Genomic DNA, 18565 nt, shown 5'->3' on the forward strand with positions numbered 1-18565 from the left:
TAGGTGACTATATGAGATTCGTAACCTTTAAAAAAAGAGATGGAAATATAAGGTCTGGAGTGCTGTTGGAGTCTGACCTAGTCGTTGATATGCATGAAGCTACGAATGGAAAGCTACCAGGAAATATGATCGAATATCTTGAGCATAGTGAGAGTAATTTGAAAAGAACCGAGGGTCTTTTACAGTTATCCTTAGGTGATAAAGGTGTATATGCACAAAATGATATTAGGTTACTGCCCCCACTGCCACACCCAAAAAGCTTCCGAGATTTCTATGCCTTTGAACAGCATGTGAAATCTGCCAGGGAGAACAGGGGTCTAAAAATGATTCCGGAATGGTATCAAATTCCTGTTTTTTACTTTTCAAATCATCTGGCGATTACGGGTCCTGAGGACAAGATTATAAAGCCTGTCGAATGTGAATGGCTGGATTATGAGCTTGAAGTTGCTTGCATTATAGGAAAGCAGGGGAGAAATATCACTGCCGAAGAAGCAGACGATTATGTTTTTGGTTATTGTATTCTTAATGACTGGAGCGCACGGGATCTTCAAAGGCGGGAAATGAAGGTAGGATTAGGGCCTGCAAAGGGAAAGGATTTTGCAACCTCAATAGGACCATGGATTGTTACTAAGGACGAGATGGCTCTATTAAGATCGGGTAAAGGCTTTGACATAAGTATGAAGGCCAGGATTAATGGGAACCTACTTTCTGAAGGAAATATGAAAGATATCTACTATTCTTTCGGTGAGATGATTGAGAGGGCCTCAGCGGGCGTTACTCTCTATCCAGGGGAGATGATAGGATCTGGTACAGTCGGGACCGGATGTATCCTTGAACTTGGTACAGAGGTCCATCGCTGGCTGCAGCCGGGTGACGTCGTTGAATTAGAGATTGATAGGCTAGGTGTGTTAAAGAATTCTATTATTGAAACGAGGTGAAATCATGTTTTACCGGCAAATGGGCAGGATTCCTCATAAACGCCACACCATGTTTAAAAAAGACGATGGAACTCTCTTTCGTGAGCAGGTAATGGGTACACGCGGCTTTTCAGGGACCCAATCCATTCTCTATCATCATCATATGCCAACAGAAGTACGGAGAGCGGAGTTGATTGGAAGCTACCTGCCAGAATATGAGGAACAAACATCGTTAAAGCACCGCCTGTTTTTAACAAACAAAACTGTAAAAAAAGGCGATGCTCTTGAAGCAAGAGAATATATTTTAGGAAATCAAGATTTATTAATCGGCACAGCTTCTGTAAATGAACCAATGAAAAGCTATTACCGCAATGGTGATGGAGATGAAATGATGTTTGTGCACTACGGTTCAGGTAAACTTGAGACCATGTTTGGGACATTATCTTATCGAGCAGGCGATTATCTAGTAATCCCTATTGGAACCATTTATCGATTGATTCCAGATAAGAAGGAAAATACAAAGTTACTGTTCATAGAATCTTTCAGCCAAATTACAACGCCAAGAAGGTATCGAAATGAATATGGACAAATGCTAGAGCACAGTCCATTCTGTGAACGCGATTTTCGTGGACCCGATATACTCGAGACCTTTGATGAAAAAGGTGAGTTTGAAATTGTAACAAAATCAAGGGGAACGCTTCATTCACATATAGTAGGTCATCATCCTTTCGATGTGGTCGGATGGGATGGATACCTCTACCCTTGGGCTTTTAACGTAGAGGATTTTGAACCAATAACGGGAAGAGTTCATCAGCCGCCTCCCGTTCATCAAACCTTCGAAGGGAATAATTTTGTCGTTTGTTCGTTTGTCCCTAGAATGTTTGATTATCATCCAGAAGCCATACCTGCTCCGTATTATCATAGTAATGTAAATAGTGACGAACTTCTTTACTATGTTAAAGGGAATTTCATGAGCCGCAAAGGGGTGCAGTTGGAGTCGATTACTCTACATCCAAGCGGTATTCCACATGGTCCGCATCCAGGAAAGACAGAAGCTAGCATTGGAAAAAAAGAAACACTGGAACTAGCAGTTATGATTGATACCTTCCATCCGCTTAAAGTTGTTGAATCAGCAAATTTAATAGAGGACCCAGATTATATGTTTTCATGGGTGGAAAAATAACAATCATTTATTAAGAACAATCCAATAATAAAAAATTGGGTTGTTTTTTGTTAGATAAAAATAATAAGATAAGCATTATATAAATAGTAAATGATAGTATGGTTATGTAGACTTTTACATAGGAGGTGAAAATCATGAATTTTGAAACTGTTCAATCGAAATTAAAAAATCATACACCCAACATTTTAGGAAGTGATAAATTCTCAAAATATGCCATAATGGTACCACTTATCCAAAAAGAGGATGGGATTCATGTTTTGTTTGAGGTACGTTCCCTCCAGCTTAGGAGGCAGCCCGGTGAAATTTGTTTCCCGGGGGGCAGAATTGACCCGGAGGATATAGATGAGAAAAATGCAGCAATTAGGGAAACAATTGAAGAATTAGGAATAAACAGAGAAAACTTATCAGAGGTATATCCACTTGACTTCATGATTTCCCCTTTTGGAATGATGATTTATCCTTTTGCAGCAATTATTAAAGAACCAGAAAAGATACAGCCAAATGTTGCAGAAGTAGGAGAAATTTTTACAGTACCTTTAACGTATTTTATTGAAAATGATCCGGATATTTATCATATAAATTTTAAGGTGGAGCCAGAGGAAAACTTTCCATTTGATTTAATTGTTGGTGGTGAGAATTACAATTGGCGGACTCGCGCAATAGATGAATACTTTTATCTTTATGAAGAGAAGGCGATTTGGGGGCTTACAGCAAAAATCCTTTCCCATTTTATCGATATATTAAACCAGTGAAATTATCCCAATGGATAATTTTCACTGGTTTTTGTCCTTCTCAGAAATACAAATGTCTTTTAGAGGAAGAAAAAAACACTTGATTATTTTCTGAATAGGATTAAAATTAAGATTATACTTTTTGGGATAGGTGATGTTGTGATGAAGGTAGTAAAGTTTGGTGGATCCTCTTTAGCGTCAGGAGAACAAGTCGAAAAAGTTTTTCGGATTGTGATGTCCGATTCTGAGCGGAAAGTAGTGGTTGTTTCTGCTCCTGGAAAGAGGTTTGCTGGAGATGAGAAGGTAACGGACTTGTTGATTGAGTGCGCTGAGTTATGTTTGCAAGATAGCAATCCAGAGGAAAAGTTTAACGCCGTTATTTCCAGGTATGCCTCCATTGCAGCAGAGTTAGCTCTCCCTAATGAGATAATTAGTGAAATACATCACGATTTATCAGAGAGATTAAATGGAGACCGCAGTAAGCCAGACCGCTTTATGGATCTTGTAAAAGCAAGTGGAGAGGATAATAATGCGAAATTAGTAGCGGCATACTTTAGGGAGCAGGGCGTAGAGGCAACGTATATAAATCCAAGGGAAGCAGGTTTGCTTGTAAGTGACGAACCAGGTAATGCACAGGTACTACCAGAATCGTATGAGAAGTTATACTCATTACGTCAAATTCCAGGAATCATCATTTTTCCAGGATTTTTCGGCTATAGCAAACAAGGTGAAGTTTTTACGTTCTCACGAAGTGGTTCCGATATAACGGGTTCGATTTTAGCCAACGGGATTAAAGCGACTCTATATGAGAATTTTACGGATGTGGACGCTGTATTTTCTGTTAATCCAAATCTTGTATATAATCCCAAGGAAATCAAAGAGTTAACCTACCGCGAAATGCGAGAATTATCTTATGCAGGATTTTCAGTGCTTCATGACGAGGCACTTGTACCGGCTTTTCGTGCAGGTATCCCAGTGCAGATTAAGAACACGAATAATCCAGTTGCACCAGGGACACGAATCGTGTATTCACGTGATAATACGAACGGACCTGTTGTAGGTATCGCAAGTGATAAAGGGTTCTGTAGCATTTACGTTAGCAAATACTTAATGAATAGAGAAATTGGGTTTGGGCGAAAGCTTTTGAGTATTTTGGAAGAGTATGGATTGTCATATGAACACACACCTTCAGGGATTGATGATGTATCTGTCATTCTGAGAGAAGCTCAGCTTGACCCTGACATGGAAAATGAAATTATCTGGAGAATAGAGTCAGAGTTACATGCTGACGAGGTAAGAGTCCAGCATAGCCTTTCACTGATTATGGTGGTAGGTGAAGGAATGCGCCGAAATGTCGGAACAATGGCACGGGCATCTAAAGCGTTAGCGAAGGCAGAAGTGAATATTGAAATGATTAACCAAGGTTCATCCGAGGTAAGTATGATGTTTGGTGTAAAACAAGTCGATGAAAAAAGAGCCGTTCAAGCTCTGTACGATGAGTTTTTTGCGGCAGTACCTGTATAAAATGGAAAAAGCAGCTCTAAATTAAATTTTAGACTGCTTTTTTTGTTGTAGATTTGTTCCTTGTTTCAGTTTTTATCATATATCGGTGTTAATCCAACTATATCATCGCACAGAAATTCGATTATGATAACTGAGGACGATGATGACTTTTCCTTAATTTAATTTTTGTTCGTACCCCAGCCCAGACGGCAATGATAAGCCCGCCTCCTGTATCAGAGATTAAATCAACCATGGTATCGTCGTTGCCCCCGCCTTGCAGCGTCATATTGAAAAATTGATCAGAGCTAAACTCATAGATTTCCCATATCACACCGCCTAAAGCGGCAAAGGATAAGGTGAACAGGAAGATGATCCAAGGGGATATTTCCTCCTCAGCATCTCGATGAACCAATCGTTCATATAGTGCAATTCCAGAAAACGCAAGAATGGCACCACTAAGGAAATGTAGGAAGGTATCCCACCAGCCAAGGCTATACCACCCCCGGATAGATCCGAAATATTGTGATCCAACCAAGAAAAGTAAATAGGAAATAACAATGGGTAAATTGAACTGGAGCTTTGTGAATAGGGCTAAGAGAAATGGAACAGCTCCACAAAACATTCCGCCGATGGCAACGGTTGATTTAAAAGATTCGCCTTCCGATCGATAATGAAAAAATAGGATAGCCATAAATGCAATATAGAGAATACTTAGTAAAAGGACAAGCTTTCGATTCATTCATTTCACCTCTGGTAGAATGCGGATATTAAGATTATAACCATTTCCTGGCTACCTCACCCTAAATTTTCAAAAAGAAAGAAAAGGGAACTGGAGATTCTTTTCTATGTTTGTTTTCCAATTCGCTTCGACACTATTTTTAGCGTATAGTGTAAATATAAAATATCATGGACGCAGTTTCGTGGAGGAATATATGCAGAGGGCACAAATACCAACTTATGAGCGGATAGCAATTGATTTAGCAAATCGCATTTACGATGGGAAATTTAAAGTAGGTGAAAAAATTCACGGGAGATCGACATTGGCAAGTGAATATAAGGTTTCACCAGAGACGGTAAGAAGAGCAATCAAGATATTAGAAGATGTGGAGATTGTTAAATCGACAAAAGGCAGCGGGATTGTTATTTCCTCGCGGGAAAATGCCTATAAATATATTCATCGATTTTCGAATTTGGCGAGTATTAAGGATCTTGAAAAAGAGATAAACTCTCTTATAGTAGAGAGAGAGAAAATTGATGAGCAGCTATTTGATTCAGTTCGAAAAATCATGGATTATTCAACAAAGCTTCGGCATACCAATCCATTAGCACCGATTGAGGTAGAGGTATTGCCCGGCTGTGTACATATTGGTCAAACGATTTCAGAGGTGAAATTTTGGCAAAACACTGGGGGCACAGTTATTGGAATGAAGAGAAAAGGTGAATTGATAATCTCTCCAGGGCCATATGCACTGATTTTAGAGGGGGATGTACTTCTTATTATTGGTGATGATGAAACTTATGAGAGAGTTGTCCATTTTATGGAGGATTAAAAAAAGCCGGCATTGATATTATCCCCTTTAAGTAGACAGTGTAAAAAAACCACAATAGTTATTGTGGGTGGTACACTTAAACTTGGAGGGGATTTTTCAATGGCTAAAAAGGGACAAGAGTTTAAGAGTTATACTGATGAATTTAAGTTACAAGCAGTTATGAAGTATATCAATGGAAATAAAAGTTATGCGGTTTTAGCTGAAGAACTTGGCATTAAGAATTGTACTCAACTTAAAGTTTGGGTTAGGAAGTGGAAAGATGGGGAACAGTTTGATACAAGAGTTGGAGCTACTAGTCCGTTCAAAGGTAGGCCACGTACCATATTTAAATCTGTCGAAGAAGAAAGAGATTATTTGAAAGCGCAGGTGGATTATTTAAAAAAGCAGTATCCAAATCTGGTAAAGGAGGAGAGGAAATCGCTCAACAAATCAAATATGAGATCATTGATGGATTAAAAGATACCCATCGTATCACCTGGTTGTTAGAGATCGCTTATGTTAAGCCAGCTAGTTACTATAAGTGGAGGGCTACTCAGAAAGATAGATTAGAAAGAGCCAAACAAGATCAGGATATACGAGAACACATGATGGGGATTCATTTACTTCATCCTGAATTTGGATACCCTCGTATGACTACCTGGTTAAATGAAAACGATTATTCAATTAATCATAAAAAGGTATACCGTCTTATGAAGGAAATGGAGATTCAAGCTATCATACGCAAAAAGAGGAAACGACATGGACACACACCTTCTGTGATACAGCCTAATCGTCTTAATAGAAAATTCGAGGCAATAGCTCCTAATCAAAAGATGGTTACAGATATTACATACGTTTCGGATGGTAAGCAATTTTATTATTTATCGGTCATTCAAGATTTGTTTAATAATGAAGTTGTAGCATGGGAGTTATCAAGAAGAAATGACCTTGAACTTGTCTTAAATACTGTTTCTCAATGGACAAGCAAAAAAGACGCAGCTGAAGCCGTTCTACATTCAGATCAAGGCTTTCAGTATACGTCTAAGCTATACAACAAACGACTAGAAGAATATGGCGTAAAAGGCAGCCACTCTCGCAAAGGAAACTGCCTGGATAACGCCTGCATCGAATCCTTCTTTTCGCACCTTAAAACAGAGAAGTTGTATATAGAACAGTGTAAAACAGAAGATGAGATTAGACAAGCAATTGAAGATTACATTTACCACTATAATTACAAACGTTTTCAGAAGAAACTAAACAAACGCGCGCCAGTTGAATACCGACACGCGTTAGTCGCATAGTTTTTTTAAGCTGTCTACTTGACAGGGGTAAGACCACATTGCCGGCTTTTTTCTACAATAACCCTTCTTCTTTTAGGAAATCTGTCGCCACTTTTCTTGGTGATTGCTTGAGGCTGTCAACTTTGTAATTAAGTGCTCTCATTTTATCATCAGTAAGTTTGCCAGCAAGGGAATTAAGTGCTTCTTTAAGTTCTGGGTATTCCTTTAATGTCTCTTCTTTCACAATTGGTACTGCATAATAAGGAGGGAAGAAGTTTTTATCATCCTCTAACACTTTCAGTCCAAATTCCTCAATTAATCCGTCCGTTGAAAAGGCATCAATAACATCACTTTTATGATTGTCAAGAGCGGTGTAACGCAATCCTCCGTCTACTGCCTTTACTTCTTTAAAGTTTAAATTATAGGTTTTTGAAAGTCCAATTAATCCATCTTCTCGATTTGGAAATTCGATGGTAGGTCCCATAATCATTGTTTCACTTACTTTGGCAAGGTCTGATATAGTGTTTAAATTGTATTGTTGAGCCGTATCTTGACGTACCGCCAATGCATAGGTGTTATTGAATCCAAGTGGTTTTAACATGTCAATTCCATATTTATTTTTGAATTCTTTTTTTACATAGTCATACACCTGATCTGGGTCGCTTTGTGGACTTTGATTAAGGATATTTACAAGACCCGTTCCTGTGTATTCAACATACATATCTACATCACCATTTTTAATTGCGCTAAATGCTACCTGTGAGCCGCCTAGATTCATTTTTCTTTCTACTTCAATATCCGTCTTACCTTCTACTAAATCGGCCATCATATGACCTAAAATCAGCTGTTCGCTGTAATTTTTAGAACCAATCACAATTTTGTCCCCTGCACTTGCTTTTGAATAAATAGTGAAAGCTCCAACAGCTACTACGAAAATACTAGCAGTGGCGATTACGAACCGCTTTCCATTTTTACTAGTTTTCGTTGCTGATTTTCGCTTATTCGTATATGAAAATGATGTTTCAAGTTTACCAACCACAAAGTCAATCAGCAGGGCAAGTATACATGCAGGGATAGCTCCGGCGAGAATCATATAATTGTCAACGGTTTGTACACCAGAGAACACAAGGTAACCAAGACCGCCTGCACCAACAAATGCTGCGATTGTCATCAATCCGACAGCTGTTACGGCTGAAATTCTGATACCCGCCATAATCATCGGAAAGGCTAGCGGCAGCTGAACCTTTTTCATCGTTTGACTCTTGGTCAGACCGATACCTTTGGCGGCTTCCAGAATGTCTGCGTCAATATTTGTTAATCCTGTATAGGTGTTTTTTACGATTGGAAGCAGGGAATAAAGAACCACCATAACTATGGCAGGCGTACTTCCAATACCAATAAAGGGTATTAAGAATCCTAGTAAGGCTAAACTTGGTACTGCCTGAATGACGTTGGTTGTACCGATAATTGGCTTTGACAGCTTTGGTTCTCTTGAAATTAAAATGCCAAGCGGAATACCAATAATAACTGCAATTAAGACGGAAATAATACTCAAATAAATATGTTGACCTAATAAATTAATAATCTGTTCATAGTTCGAACTTAAATAATTATAAAAATCACCCATTAAAAGGCCACCTCCAAATCAATTAGTTGGCTGCTTAAAGCCGATAAAATACTGCTTCTTGTGATGAGTCCAGTTAATTGCTTCGAGTGATTGATAACCGGCACATAGCCAATTTTATGTTCATTCATCGTTGCCAAAATGGAAATTAAGTTATGATCCTCGGAAACAGCTAGAACATTTTTCTCCATAACACTATCAATCTCCGAATTACGGTTTAGTAATTGGATTCCTTTTAATGTCACCAAACCTATTAATATATTATTTTTGTCCGTCACCATTAAGCTGTCGACCTTATTCGCTTTCATGATTTCAATTGCCTGTAATACGGTTCGCTTCGTGGTGATTTTTACAGGGTTAGGTATCATAATATCTTCAGCCATTAATAATTCAGGGTTATTCCAAACTCGTCTTTTCCCGATAAATCCTTCGACAAATTCATTAGCTGGGTTCTTGAGAATATTTTCAGGGGTGTCAAATTGTAGAATATCACCATCTTTTAAAATACAAATCTTATCCGCTATTTTAATTGCTTCGTCCATATCGTGGGTGACGAAAATGATGGTTTTGTTAAGCTCCTTTTGCATTTGAACAAGTTCGTCTTGAAGTGAGTTCCTTGTCACAGGGTCCAATGCACTAAAGGGCTCATCCATTAAGATAATATCTGAATCCGTTGAAAAGGCTCTTGCTACCCCGACCCTTTGCTGTTGACCACCACTTAATTCCTTTGGAAATCTGTCTAAATATTCAGCAGGGTTTAATCCAACTACCTGGAGTAGTTCCTCTGTTTTTTTAGCAATTTTAGCGGGGTCTTCACCTTTAAGTTTTGGGATTAATTCCAAATTCTCTCTAATCGACATATGAGGGAAGAGACCGGTATTTTGAATGACATAGCCGATATTTCTTCTTAGCTCGATGGCATCCATATTGGAAATATCATTACCATTAACAAAAATCTTACCTGCAGATGGCTGGATTAATTTGTTGATCATTTTCAGTAATGTGGTTTTTCCGCATCCGCTGGGTCCGATAAAAACAACTAATTGACCTGCGTCGATATCAATAGAGAAGGGCTTAATAATCGTTTTATTTCTGTATTTCTTGACTATGTTTTTAAACTCAATCAAAGTCATTCCTCCTTGAAAAAAATCATTGTACGTAATTTGCAACAACCTAATGTTAACATAAAAGTTGTTGGTTTGTCGAATACTTGTTCTTTCCGAAGCTCACTTTGTTGCAAAAAAGTAGTTGAGTGTAAAAAATTTCAGAATATAAAGAAAGGTGTTAAAATGGTGATAAAATAGGCAAATTGGATGAAATGAGGGGAAGTAAATTGGTGTTTTTAAGAGAAAAACTTAGTATGAAATTTTTCCTCTTCATTGGGTTGGCATTCGTTTTATTACAAATACCGATAATTGGTGATTATTTTAGAATCATAAATACGGTGATCCATGAATCTGGTCACGCATTTATGGCTTTATTTGGGGGTAATATAGAGTCGATTTCATTGTACATGAATGCAGACGGAGTAACACACGGAACAGAATCGATTTGGATTATCAATTTTATTACTTGTGCGGCAGGGTATACAATCGCTTCGTTAATCGCATATGTATCGTTTTGGTTAATTAAAAAGAAAAAAAATATACTTTTTATCGATATGCTATTAGGAGTCATCGTAATAAATTTGATAGTTTGGGTGCGTAACCCATATGGTTTATTCTGGCTCGCATCGTTCGGACTATTGTTTTTAGGATTACTTATTAAAGGAAGTAAAAAGGTCGTTCACAATATAGTGTTGTTAATTGCTTCAATTTTATTAGTGGAATCTGTTAGTACAGCATATGATATCTTCGTCATTAGTTTGATTCAGCCGCATGCAGCAGGAGACGCAACCAACTTATCACAATTAACGGGGATTATTCCAGCGCAAGGATGGGGGATTTTCTTCTTTGCCCAATCAATTTTTTTCATTATACTTAGTTTTATAAAGGGCTTATTCCGCTTAGGAGAGGGTGTAATACAGCATAATTATCAGCTGGAAGGAACAAAAGAATACTAACCAAAAAGCTAGCTGGGTTGAACTGCCCCCAACTTATTAGACACTAAACTAATAATGGAGGTGCAGTTCAGATTGGCGAGCATTCTCTCCATTAATAGGAATAAGAAAGTGGAAAGAACATAGGTTAGATTAATGTGAAAAAATGACTTTAATTATATTTATAAGGGAGAGGGCTATAATGGATATCCTTGCTATCATAAAAAGCCGCAGGAATATTAAAAAGTTCAAATCTGAAGCTGTTCAACTAGACTTAATCTATTCCTGGCTGGAGGCAGCTACAATGGCTCCAAATCACCGAATGACTGAACCGTGGGAAGTGTACTTTATAGGTCCAGATACAAGGGGAAAACTGAATCATAAGACGAATTTTGGGAATGCGCCTGTACTAATGGCTGTGTTATCCAAACACGGAGCAACCTTAGTTGAAAAAGAGGAAAACGCGTTAGCAACAGCTTGTTTTGTGCAAAACTTTAATTTAGCAGCCTGGTCTTGTGGGGTAGGAACATTCTGGTCATCAATTGGAATAACAGTAAAAAACCGCCAAGTTCTAGGAGTTCCTGACAATTATGACCTCATTGGTGTAATCGGAATTGGCTATCCGGAGATTGTACCAGACCCAAAACCAAGAAAATCAATCCAGAATAAAATAACAAATTTACCTTAGCAAAAAGACAACCGAATGGTTGTCTTTTTTCATTAAGTGTATTGTCTTTTAACGGCATTTTGATATTCCAATGTAAGATTATTAATAATTTGTTGTACGGGTAGAATATCCTTGATTTCATCTACTCTTGCACCTGCAAAGACAAGTCCATTTTCGACATCTCCTCCCATGCTTGTAAGCAGGGAATCAAGGGTACAGAAGCGATAAGAGCAATTTTTCAAACAATCATGGCACTTGGCAATTTTTAATTTGTCGGTACCGCTGATCAATTTTGCAAAGTTATTAACGATCACTCTTCCATGCAAACCTACTGTTGTTTTAACGAGAGCTGTATCTTCTTTTCGAGCGTCCACATATTTCTGTTTGAATGAATTAGGAGCGTCACATTCCTCACTGGCCACAAACCTTGTTCCCATTTGAACCCCAGCAGCACCCATGGAAATAGCTTTCGCAATATCTTCGCCCGTCATGATTCCACCAGCGGCTAGGACAGGGATGGATACAGCTTCCACTACCTCCGGAAGAATATCAAACATAGGTCTGTCCGTACCAAGATGTCCACCAGCTTCAAATCCCTCAACCACTACAGCTGCAGCTCCAAGTCTCTCTGAAATTCTTGCTAATTTAGCTGAAGAAACAATTGAAATGACAGGAATGCCAGCCTGTCTCCCCCAAGCGTACATATCCCTTGAAATGCCTGCTCCGGAAATAATAAAATCCACCTTTTCTTCAAGTGCTGCTTTCATCTTTTCTGCAAAATCATTCATTGCGAACAATACATTTACGCCGATATATCCGGCATCTTGGACTAAACTTTTTGCTTTTCTAATATGTTCGCGCATTTCATCCGTTGAAATACCAGTACCTGAAATGATTCCAACACCGCCAGCATTTGCTACGGCTGAAGCTAATTTGCTTAATGAAATACCGACTCCCATACCGCCTTGGAAAATGGGTACCTTTGGCATAATATGTGCAATTTTTAATTGTGGAAAATTCAATTTATAACCCCATTTCATTTATTTAAGAATTTAGAACTTACTCTGCATATTACCACCAATTCTCATTTGTGTATGTGATTTTTATCATCAGGTCATAAAAGTAGGTTATAGAATATATTACCAAATAGTTATAAAAGCATAGGACATTACTATTATTATTTTGAAATTGTAATTTACTCGAAACAGAAAGTAACTTTTATTCAATGTCTTTGTAACATTAATAGGGTAAAATAGTGTAAAATAGGTGTGGAATTTTTTCAATATAACTTTGTGTGAAAATTTAAAGGAGGGATAGAATGGCTTCCGCAACAAGCAGGAGTAAATATTTTGATAATGCCAAATTTATATTAATTTTTCTTGTTGTTTTCGGGCATATGATTAGCCCGTATAAGGAACAGGATAAAGTTTTATTTACCTTATATACGGTGATCTTTCTTTTTCACATGCCAGCATTTATTATGATATCTGGCTATTTCGCTAAAGGGTTTAAAAAGAAAGGGTACTTGCTGAAAACTATTCAAAAAATCTTGGTTCCTTATTTTATTTTTCAAATCATCTATTCTGTTTTTTACTTTCTAGTGGGAAAGGAAAAAACACTTGAATTTGATTTGTTCCAGCCGCATTGGTCATTGTGGTTTTTATTAAGTTTATTCTTTTGGAATTTATTACTTTATGTGTTTGCAAGATTGAAATGGGTTGGATTGTTGATTGCTGTAATACTCGGAATCACAGTAGGTTATTTCGAGGATGCAGGTAGTTTTATGAGTATATCTCGGACCTTTGTTTTCTTTCCTTATTTCCTATTAGGGTTCTTATTAAATGGGGACCACCTAAAACGGATCATAGGGGCGAAATTTGCGGTTCCAGCTGGAGTAGTCATTATTTCCATGACGTTTCTATTTTTTGGATTTAGTTTTCCTCAGGATGCCGTTCCGTGGCTGTTAGGAGATACCTCGTATGAAAATATGGGAGGAATGCAGCTTAGTGATGGGTTGCTGCGTGCAATGCAATATGGTTTAACGTTAATTGTAGTGTTTGGCTTCTTGCCGTTAATCCCTTCTAATCAGTATCGAATAACTAAAATCGGTGAGAGAACGCTATATGTTTATTTATTCCATGGGTTTATTATTAAATCTATTCAAGCCATATTACCGAACGCCTTCACAGAAAATTATTTATTCCTATTAGCCTTCTCCTTCATGATTTGTATGGTTCTGGGAAGTTATATGATAAAAAAATATACCCGGCCGCTTGTCGAGTTGAAAATATAAAACCGAATGTGTTCACAACACATTCGGCTTTTTTCTATCCTAAAAATCCAAATAACGAACTAACAAATGTCTTCTTTTTTCGATTAAGGTTTCCTTTGTCCAAGGGTAGTGGTTTTTCTGGCAGGGTGATTTTCTTAATCTCATGAAGCTGTAACTCCAGGGATTTCACTTGTTTAGTTAAGTCTACGACTTGGCTTTGTAATTCTTCTATTTCTCTACGGTGCTGGAGCAGCTGGTAGGAGGCAACAGAGTCTGCTTTTGAATTCACCTTTGCTTCTAGTTCACTGACAATGGAATACAATCTTTCAAGTTCAGCATTGCTTTCCATTGCTTTTACTGTTCCTTTCCTAACTTTCTTTTCTTGTACCGGAGTAATTTCTTGAAGCAAAGTTCCATTTTGGATTTGTGTCTGAATATTTTTTAGAAGTTGTATATCCTCATTATTAAAATGATAATGTCCTCGCTCATTCCGTTCCATCGGCAGTTCTAGCTGTTTTACCCATCGCTGTATGGTACTAGCTGAAACACCTAATAATTTTGCAACTTGGTTGGTATTCATCATCATTCCTCCCGCTTAAAATTTTGACTAAAGCAGCAAGTGTCAATACTCTATGACTCCCAAAATTTCCACCATTTCTTCTCTTTTGCCGCGGCTACATCTCGAAAACTTGTTAACAAATCCTGAAAGGCTGCTTCTCTTTGAGTAATTTCATGGCGGAATTGGTCTCGTTCTTTGCCACGCTCAAAACGGTCGATTTCAATCACTTCCGTTAGGTTAAAGATTTCTGTATTTGTAATATCTACATAATGCGCCAGTTCTTCTGTGGATTGAGATAATTGCTTTGATAGTGTATAAATCTCCTCTGAAGTTTCGTGAGAGGCATTGACGATACTTTTTGATAAATAAAGCAGTCTATCGGTTGTCTGTTCTGCATTTTTTTCTAGATGGCCAGTTAGATGTTGAAATTCAGCTTTTGTTGTTTCTGTGGACTTAGTAATTGATTCAGAAAGAGTATTAACCGTATAATGTGTGCCATCTGCAATTTCCTTTTTAACCTCTTCAACGACTTCCTTTCGGAGAACATTTCTAATTTCCTCTTTTACTTCATTTAAGAAAGTTTGTTTGTAGTGATCCATAGCCACGAAAAATTCATCGGCATTTTTAATGGCAAGCTCCTCATTCGGTACAGGAGTTCGTTCTTGGGCAGCAATTGCCAACTCTTGGACTTCTGGCCCGGGAATTTCTTCTACCGGTTCAGAGATTTCTACTGCAGCTTCAGAAACTTCTTCTTCGGATTGGGAAAGTTCTTCAACAAAATCAGCAGCTATATCATCAGGAAGATAGATTTCATCTTCCAGTTCAGAAATTATGTTTTCAATATCAGTTTCGCCACGTAGGGTTTGTAAAATCATTGTCGTATTTAGTTTTTTATCATGCAGTTCTTTAATTTCTAAAAGTAAATCTATTTCTACTTGTGAATAAATTCTAGCTCCTTGTTTGGTACGAGGAATATCTAAAAATTCTTCAAGTTCTTCTTCCCATTTCTTTAATGTAGCAGGTTTAACATTTATTTTTTTGGAAACTTCCTTTAATGTGAAAGTTCTCATAAGTATTCAAATCCCTTCTATCTAATTTACGGTAAAACAGCTCTTGATAGTAAATTCTCTATGAAACCCCTCATTTTCCTGCAGGGTGACAAAAGCTATCAAAACAAGACGTATAACACGAAATACCAACAAATTTATGCAAAAAAAGCTGTGCGCAATGCACAGCTTTTGTTTATTCAACAATCCCTAGGATTTTTAATCCGTTAAAAATTCCTGAATCATTTACGGTTGTAGTTTTATGTTTCACATATTGAAAGAGGTCAGGATGACCATTTCCCATCGCAAACCCTTCACCGACACTCATCAGCATTTCTTTATCATTTAAGCCGTCTCCAAACGCAATAGCACTTTCCTTTGAAAGACCCAAATGCTCAAGTATGTACTGAACGGCAATCCCTTTATTGACTTTGTCTCTAATGACATCATAACAATGTCGCATTCCTTCAAGGTTTACTTGGGATAAGTGAATTTCATCTTCCATTTTATATAAAGCTATTTCCTCAGATTCAACGTTTATTAAGGTCATTCCAAGAACCTCATAATCGCTTGTTGGTAAATAAGTGTCGTTTTTATGTAAATGGAACTTCACGATAAATTCTTTCACACAATCTGCTTCTAGGTCAGTGAATATATTTTGATCCTTGGTATAGAAAACCAGTTCATGTTGATTCTTTTTCGCTATGTCAATGAATTGTTTAACACTTTCCTTTTTCATCGGTTCCCGGAAGAGGTCCTTACCTTGATAAATGGCGAAAGCACCATTATACCCGATAAGTGAGTTAACCTTTAACAGATCTGCAAGCTCTCTTATTTCGTGTAAGGGTCTGCCTGTTGCTAGGAAAACCTCTATCCCGGCTTTTTGAGCCTGCTGAATCGCTGTGATGGTAGTTTTATCAATGGAATCATCAGACTTGATGATGGTTCCATCAATATCTAAAAATAAAACTTTATATTTAGACATTGTCATGCTCCTTTTTTGATGTATGTTTTTTAGTTTACCATTTATAACTTATAGATAAAATAATCCTAGTGGGAATAATAGTACCAGATAACTTCGGCAAAAAGGGGAATCTAACAGTTATGTTAAGAAATATAATCTTTTTTCTGTTATTTATTAGCCTTCCGGCGCATGCAGTAGCACAGCAGAAGGTACCAATTTTAATTTACCATTCAATTAATGAATATAAGGGTCAAGGATCGAAGGAGTTATTTGTAACACCAAAGAATTTCGAAAAACAAATGCTTTTTTTGAAAAATAAAGGATATACTTTATTAACATTTGAGAGATGGAACGATATTGGGAATTATAACAAACCTATTTTTATAACATTTGATGATGGTTATAAGAATAATCAACATGCATTTGAAATCCTTCAAAAACTAAAAGATAACCAATTTAAGCCGTCAGCGACCTTTTTTGTCATTTCTGATTTTATTGGTCTTTCCAATCGATTATCTCAGTCTGAGTTAAAAGTGATGGCAGCATCCGGTATTATATCTGTTCAGTCCCACACAGCTACACATCCTGATTTGACAAAGTCAGATAATCTTCAATATGAATTAAAGGGATCAAAGGAAAAAATTGAGAGAATTACTGGAAAACCTGTCATTGCTCTCGCATATCCATATGGAAACGTTAATGATCGAGTGACTTCTGAAGTGAAGAAATATTATTCATTCGGATTAACTACAACACCAGAACTATTTACTAAGAAGGGGCTTAAAAACGAGCTTTTTTACCTTCCTCGTGTGTATGTAAAGTATTCTACCACTCTCGAAGAGTTTGCTGCTATGGTTAAATAATGGTCAAACAAGCACCAAATAGTGATGATTCATGAGCAATCGATAGAAAACTGAGTGTTTTTAGTTTAAATTGGAGACTTGCGAGTGAATTTACGTAAATATTCCTCTTTACAATGAATCAGGTTGAAGATAAAATTATCGTCATAATCCACACGAAATCCTATATGTCGGCCAAAACCCAAATGGGTACGGAGGAACCAATAATCAGGGGTTAATTCTACAAAGTAGAAAGGATGAGACAGTCTTTCGCCATCCTACCCGTCAGCTAACTTCGTCGGCTAAAGCGAAGGAGGTCATAGACCGCCAAGTACAGGGGCTTTTTTGTTTTTTTGAGACAGAATAAGCAGCTTGACTGAAATGGAGGGTCTTTTATTTATGCCTATTTTTAGGGAACAGGTGAAGAAAATGACATTAAAAGATTATTTAACGAAATTGAAAATTGGTTTGCCAAAAACAATGGTCCATCTCGATAAACAGGTATATGAGGCTGGAAGTGTTATTAATGGCACTATCGAGATAACGGGCGGAATGTTAAAAAATAGAATAAAAAGATATGATATTGACCTCGTGGGCATTGATTCAAAGGCCTTTGTAGAAGAAACATTAAATAGTCATTCTGTTTTCTGTTCTCTTGAGTGCAGTCCAAATCAGACCGGAAAGATTTCTTTTTTTATCGATGTTCCAGACGATATTAAAAAAGATCAAAATACCTTTCAATATTCGTTAATGATTAATATTGATCTAGGAAATGCAAATAATATTACTCAAAATGTACCGATTATGATAGGGGCCGTTTCATAGTATATCTATTAAACTAGTTATTCATTGTAAATCGGAAGATTATCCTATTTATTGATATAGCATTGTAAACTGCTAGAAATTTCTATGTAAACTTGCACAAGTATAATAAAGTTAACATATGACTTTATAGGCGGGTGCAATGATGGAAGAAACAATGGTAAAATCTTATTTACAGAAATCATTAGAAGAATGGAAGGATGATATTTCAGTAGTCCTTTCTGAAATTGATAAAGAATATGAAGAAGTGGCACAAGAATTAAAAGTTTACTCATACAAATACGGGATTACCAAGCAAGTTATCCAGTCGACAGTGAATGAGGAAATTATTGAGAGTATACGCCAAAGGTATCATAAACCGTTTGAGGAAAGTTATAATCAATTAAAGGAATATATAAAAGATTTAGAAGAGAAGCAACGCGTTTTTCATATGTTTGTGCAAAAAATTGATGAAGTAAACCGCAAGGAATCTTCTAAGGCTGCAAATGTATAATTCATAATATAGTCTGGTCCATATGGATCAGGCTTTTTTTATCATTCTTTGCGAATTATCGGCAAGTGGAGGAATTTTGCATATAGTAATTAACAGGA

19 protein-coding genes and 1 riboswitch are annotated in these 18565 nt (G+C 37.1%); of the genes, 12 read left to right on the plus strand and 7 right to left on the minus strand.

The genetic code is table 11. The features are described from left to right. Positions 1-11: 11 nt before the first annotated feature. The 4 genes from ACN6MT_RS15240 (at position 12) to ACN6MT_RS15255 (ending at position 4355) form a co-directional block, all read left to right on the plus strand. On the plus strand, positions 12-938 hold the full coding sequence (locus ACN6MT_RS15240) for a fumarylacetoacetate hydrolase family protein (RefSeq protein ID WP_419886917.1): 927 nt from the start codon (positions 12-14) through the stop codon (positions 936-938). 4 nt (positions 939-942) lie between these two features. Next, the gene (locus tag ACN6MT_RS15245; RefSeq protein WP_419886918.1) at positions 943-2100 is read left to right on the plus strand and encodes a homogentisate 1,2-dioxygenase; all 1158 of its coding nucleotides are present in this window, start codon (positions 943-945) and stop codon (positions 2098-2100) included. A 134-nt stretch (positions 2101-2234) separates the two neighbouring features. Beyond that, positions 2235-2852: an NUDIX hydrolase gene (locus ACN6MT_RS15250; RefSeq protein ID WP_419886919.1), complete on the plus strand. Its 618-nt coding sequence runs from the start codon at positions 2235-2237 to the stop codon at positions 2850-2852. A 141-nt stretch (positions 2853-2993) separates the two neighbouring features. Next, positions 2994-4355: an aspartate kinase gene (locus ACN6MT_RS15255; protein ID WP_419886920.1), complete on the plus strand. Its 1362-nt coding sequence runs from the start codon at positions 2994-2996 to the stop codon at positions 4353-4355. Between the two features lie 121 nt (positions 4356-4476). On the opposite strand, the gene ACN6MT_RS15260 is transcribed toward ACN6MT_RS15255, so the two are convergent. Then, positions 4477-5073 carry a hypothetical protein gene (locus tag ACN6MT_RS15260; protein ID WP_419886921.1) on the minus strand — a complete coding sequence of 199 codons (597 nt, stop codon included), beginning with the start codon at positions 5071-5073 and terminating at the stop codon, positions 4477-4479. A gap of 193 nt (positions 5074-5266) precedes the next feature. Here ACN6MT_RS15260 and ACN6MT_RS15265 point away from each other — a divergent pair, with 193 nt between their 5' ends. Both ACN6MT_RS15265 and ACN6MT_RS15270 read left to right on the plus strand, forming a co-directional pair. After that, positions 5267-5884, plus strand: a complete 618-nt coding sequence (locus ACN6MT_RS15265; RefSeq protein ID WP_419886922.1) for a TrkA C-terminal domain-containing protein — start codon at positions 5267-5269, stop codon at positions 5882-5884. 99 nt (positions 5885-5983) lie between these two features. Next, a protein-coding gene (locus tag ACN6MT_RS15270) for an IS3 family transposase (protein ID WP_419886923.1) occupies positions 5984-7164 on the plus strand; the annotation gives its coding sequence in 2 pieces (ribosomal slippage) (positions 5984-6272 and positions 6272-7164; 1182 coding nt in all). Between the two features lie 52 nt (positions 7165-7216). On the opposite strand, the gene ACN6MT_RS15275 is transcribed toward ACN6MT_RS15270, so the two are convergent. After that, the gene (locus ACN6MT_RS15275; protein ID WP_419886924.1) at positions 7217-8770 is read right to left on the minus strand and encodes a glycine betaine ABC transporter substrate-binding protein; all 1554 of its coding nucleotides are present in this window, start codon (positions 8768-8770) and stop codon (positions 7217-7219) included. Then, on the minus strand, positions 8770-9894 hold the full coding sequence (locus ACN6MT_RS15280; RefSeq protein WP_419886925.1) for an ABC transporter ATP-binding protein: 1125 nt from the start codon (positions 9892-9894) through the stop codon (positions 8770-8772). Before ACN6MT_RS15280 ends, ACN6MT_RS15275 begins: the two co-directional genes overlap by 1 nt. A 209-nt stretch (positions 9895-10103) precedes the next feature. Here ACN6MT_RS15280 and ACN6MT_RS15285 point away from each other — a divergent pair, with 209 nt between their 5' ends. Together ACN6MT_RS15285 and ACN6MT_RS15290 are read left to right on the plus strand one after the other, a co-directional pair. Further along, positions 10104-10829: a M50 family metallopeptidase gene (locus tag ACN6MT_RS15285; RefSeq protein ID WP_419956448.1), complete on the plus strand. Its 726-nt coding sequence runs from the start codon at positions 10104-10106 to the stop codon at positions 10827-10829. Positions 10830-11007: 178 nt separating this feature from the next. After that, positions 11008-11493: a nitroreductase family protein gene (locus ACN6MT_RS15290; RefSeq protein WP_419886926.1), complete on the plus strand. Its 486-nt coding sequence runs from the start codon at positions 11008-11010 to the stop codon at positions 11491-11493. Between the two features lie 32 nt (positions 11494-11525). Here ACN6MT_RS15290 and ACN6MT_RS15295 read toward each other — a convergent pair whose 3' ends face one another. Beyond that, the gene (locus tag ACN6MT_RS15295) at positions 11526-12512 is read right to left on the minus strand and encodes an NAD(P)H-dependent flavin oxidoreductase (protein WP_419886927.1); all 987 of its coding nucleotides are present in this window, start codon (positions 12510-12512) and stop codon (positions 11526-11528) included. Positions 12513-12790: 278 nt separating this feature from the next. Between ACN6MT_RS15295 and ACN6MT_RS15300 the strand changes: the two genes are divergently transcribed. Continuing rightward, complete coding sequence (locus tag ACN6MT_RS15300; protein WP_419886928.1) at positions 12791-13765, plus strand: acyltransferase family protein; 975 nt, start codon at positions 12791-12793, stop codon at positions 13763-13765. A 34-nt stretch (positions 13766-13799) separates the two neighbouring features. On the opposite strand, the gene ACN6MT_RS15305 is transcribed toward ACN6MT_RS15300, so the two are convergent. The 3 genes from ACN6MT_RS15305 to ACN6MT_RS15315 form a co-directional block, all read right to left on the minus strand. Beyond that, on the minus strand, positions 13800-14324 hold the full coding sequence (locus ACN6MT_RS15305; RefSeq protein WP_419886929.1) for a MerR family transcriptional regulator: 525 nt from the start codon (positions 14322-14324) through the stop codon (positions 13800-13802). 50 nt (positions 14325-14374) lie between these two features. Further along, positions 14375-15373, minus strand: a complete 999-nt coding sequence (locus ACN6MT_RS15310) for a MerR family transcriptional regulator (RefSeq protein ID WP_419886930.1) — start codon at positions 15371-15373, stop codon at positions 14375-14377. Between the two features lie 172 nt (positions 15374-15545). Next, positions 15546-16334 carry an HAD family hydrolase gene (locus ACN6MT_RS15315; RefSeq protein ID WP_419886931.1) on the minus strand — a complete coding sequence of 263 codons (789 nt, stop codon included), beginning with the start codon at positions 16332-16334 and terminating at the stop codon, positions 15546-15548. Between the two features lie 119 nt (positions 16335-16453). On the opposite strand from ACN6MT_RS15315, the gene ACN6MT_RS15320 reads away from it, so the two are divergent. The 3 genes from ACN6MT_RS15320 to ACN6MT_RS15330 all read left to right on the plus strand — a co-directional run bounded on the left by ACN6MT_RS15320 (position 16454) and on the right by ACN6MT_RS15330 (position 18467). Further along, a complete protein-coding gene (locus ACN6MT_RS15320; RefSeq protein ID WP_419886932.1) occupies positions 16454-17176 on the plus strand; it encodes a polysaccharide deacetylase family protein in 723 nt (240 codons plus the stop codon). Between the two features lie 159 nt (positions 17177-17335). Further along, positions 17336-17471, plus strand: a riboswitch (cyclic di-AMP (ydaO/yuaA leader). 80 nt (positions 17472-17551) lie between these two features. Then, positions 17552-17977, plus strand: a complete 426-nt coding sequence (locus ACN6MT_RS15325) for a sporulation protein (protein ID WP_063254472.1) — start codon at positions 17552-17554, stop codon at positions 17975-17977. Between the two features lie 142 nt (positions 17978-18119). Next, positions 18120-18467: a hypothetical protein gene (locus ACN6MT_RS15330; RefSeq protein WP_063254470.1), complete on the plus strand. Its 348-nt coding sequence runs from the start codon at positions 18120-18122 to the stop codon at positions 18465-18467. Positions 18468-18565: the final 98 nt, after the last annotated feature.

Origin of the sequence: Neobacillus niacini, assembly GCF_048572935.1 — a bacterium.
GTDB lineage: Bacteria > Bacillota > Bacilli > Bacillales > Cytobacillaceae > Neobacillus > Neobacillus niacini.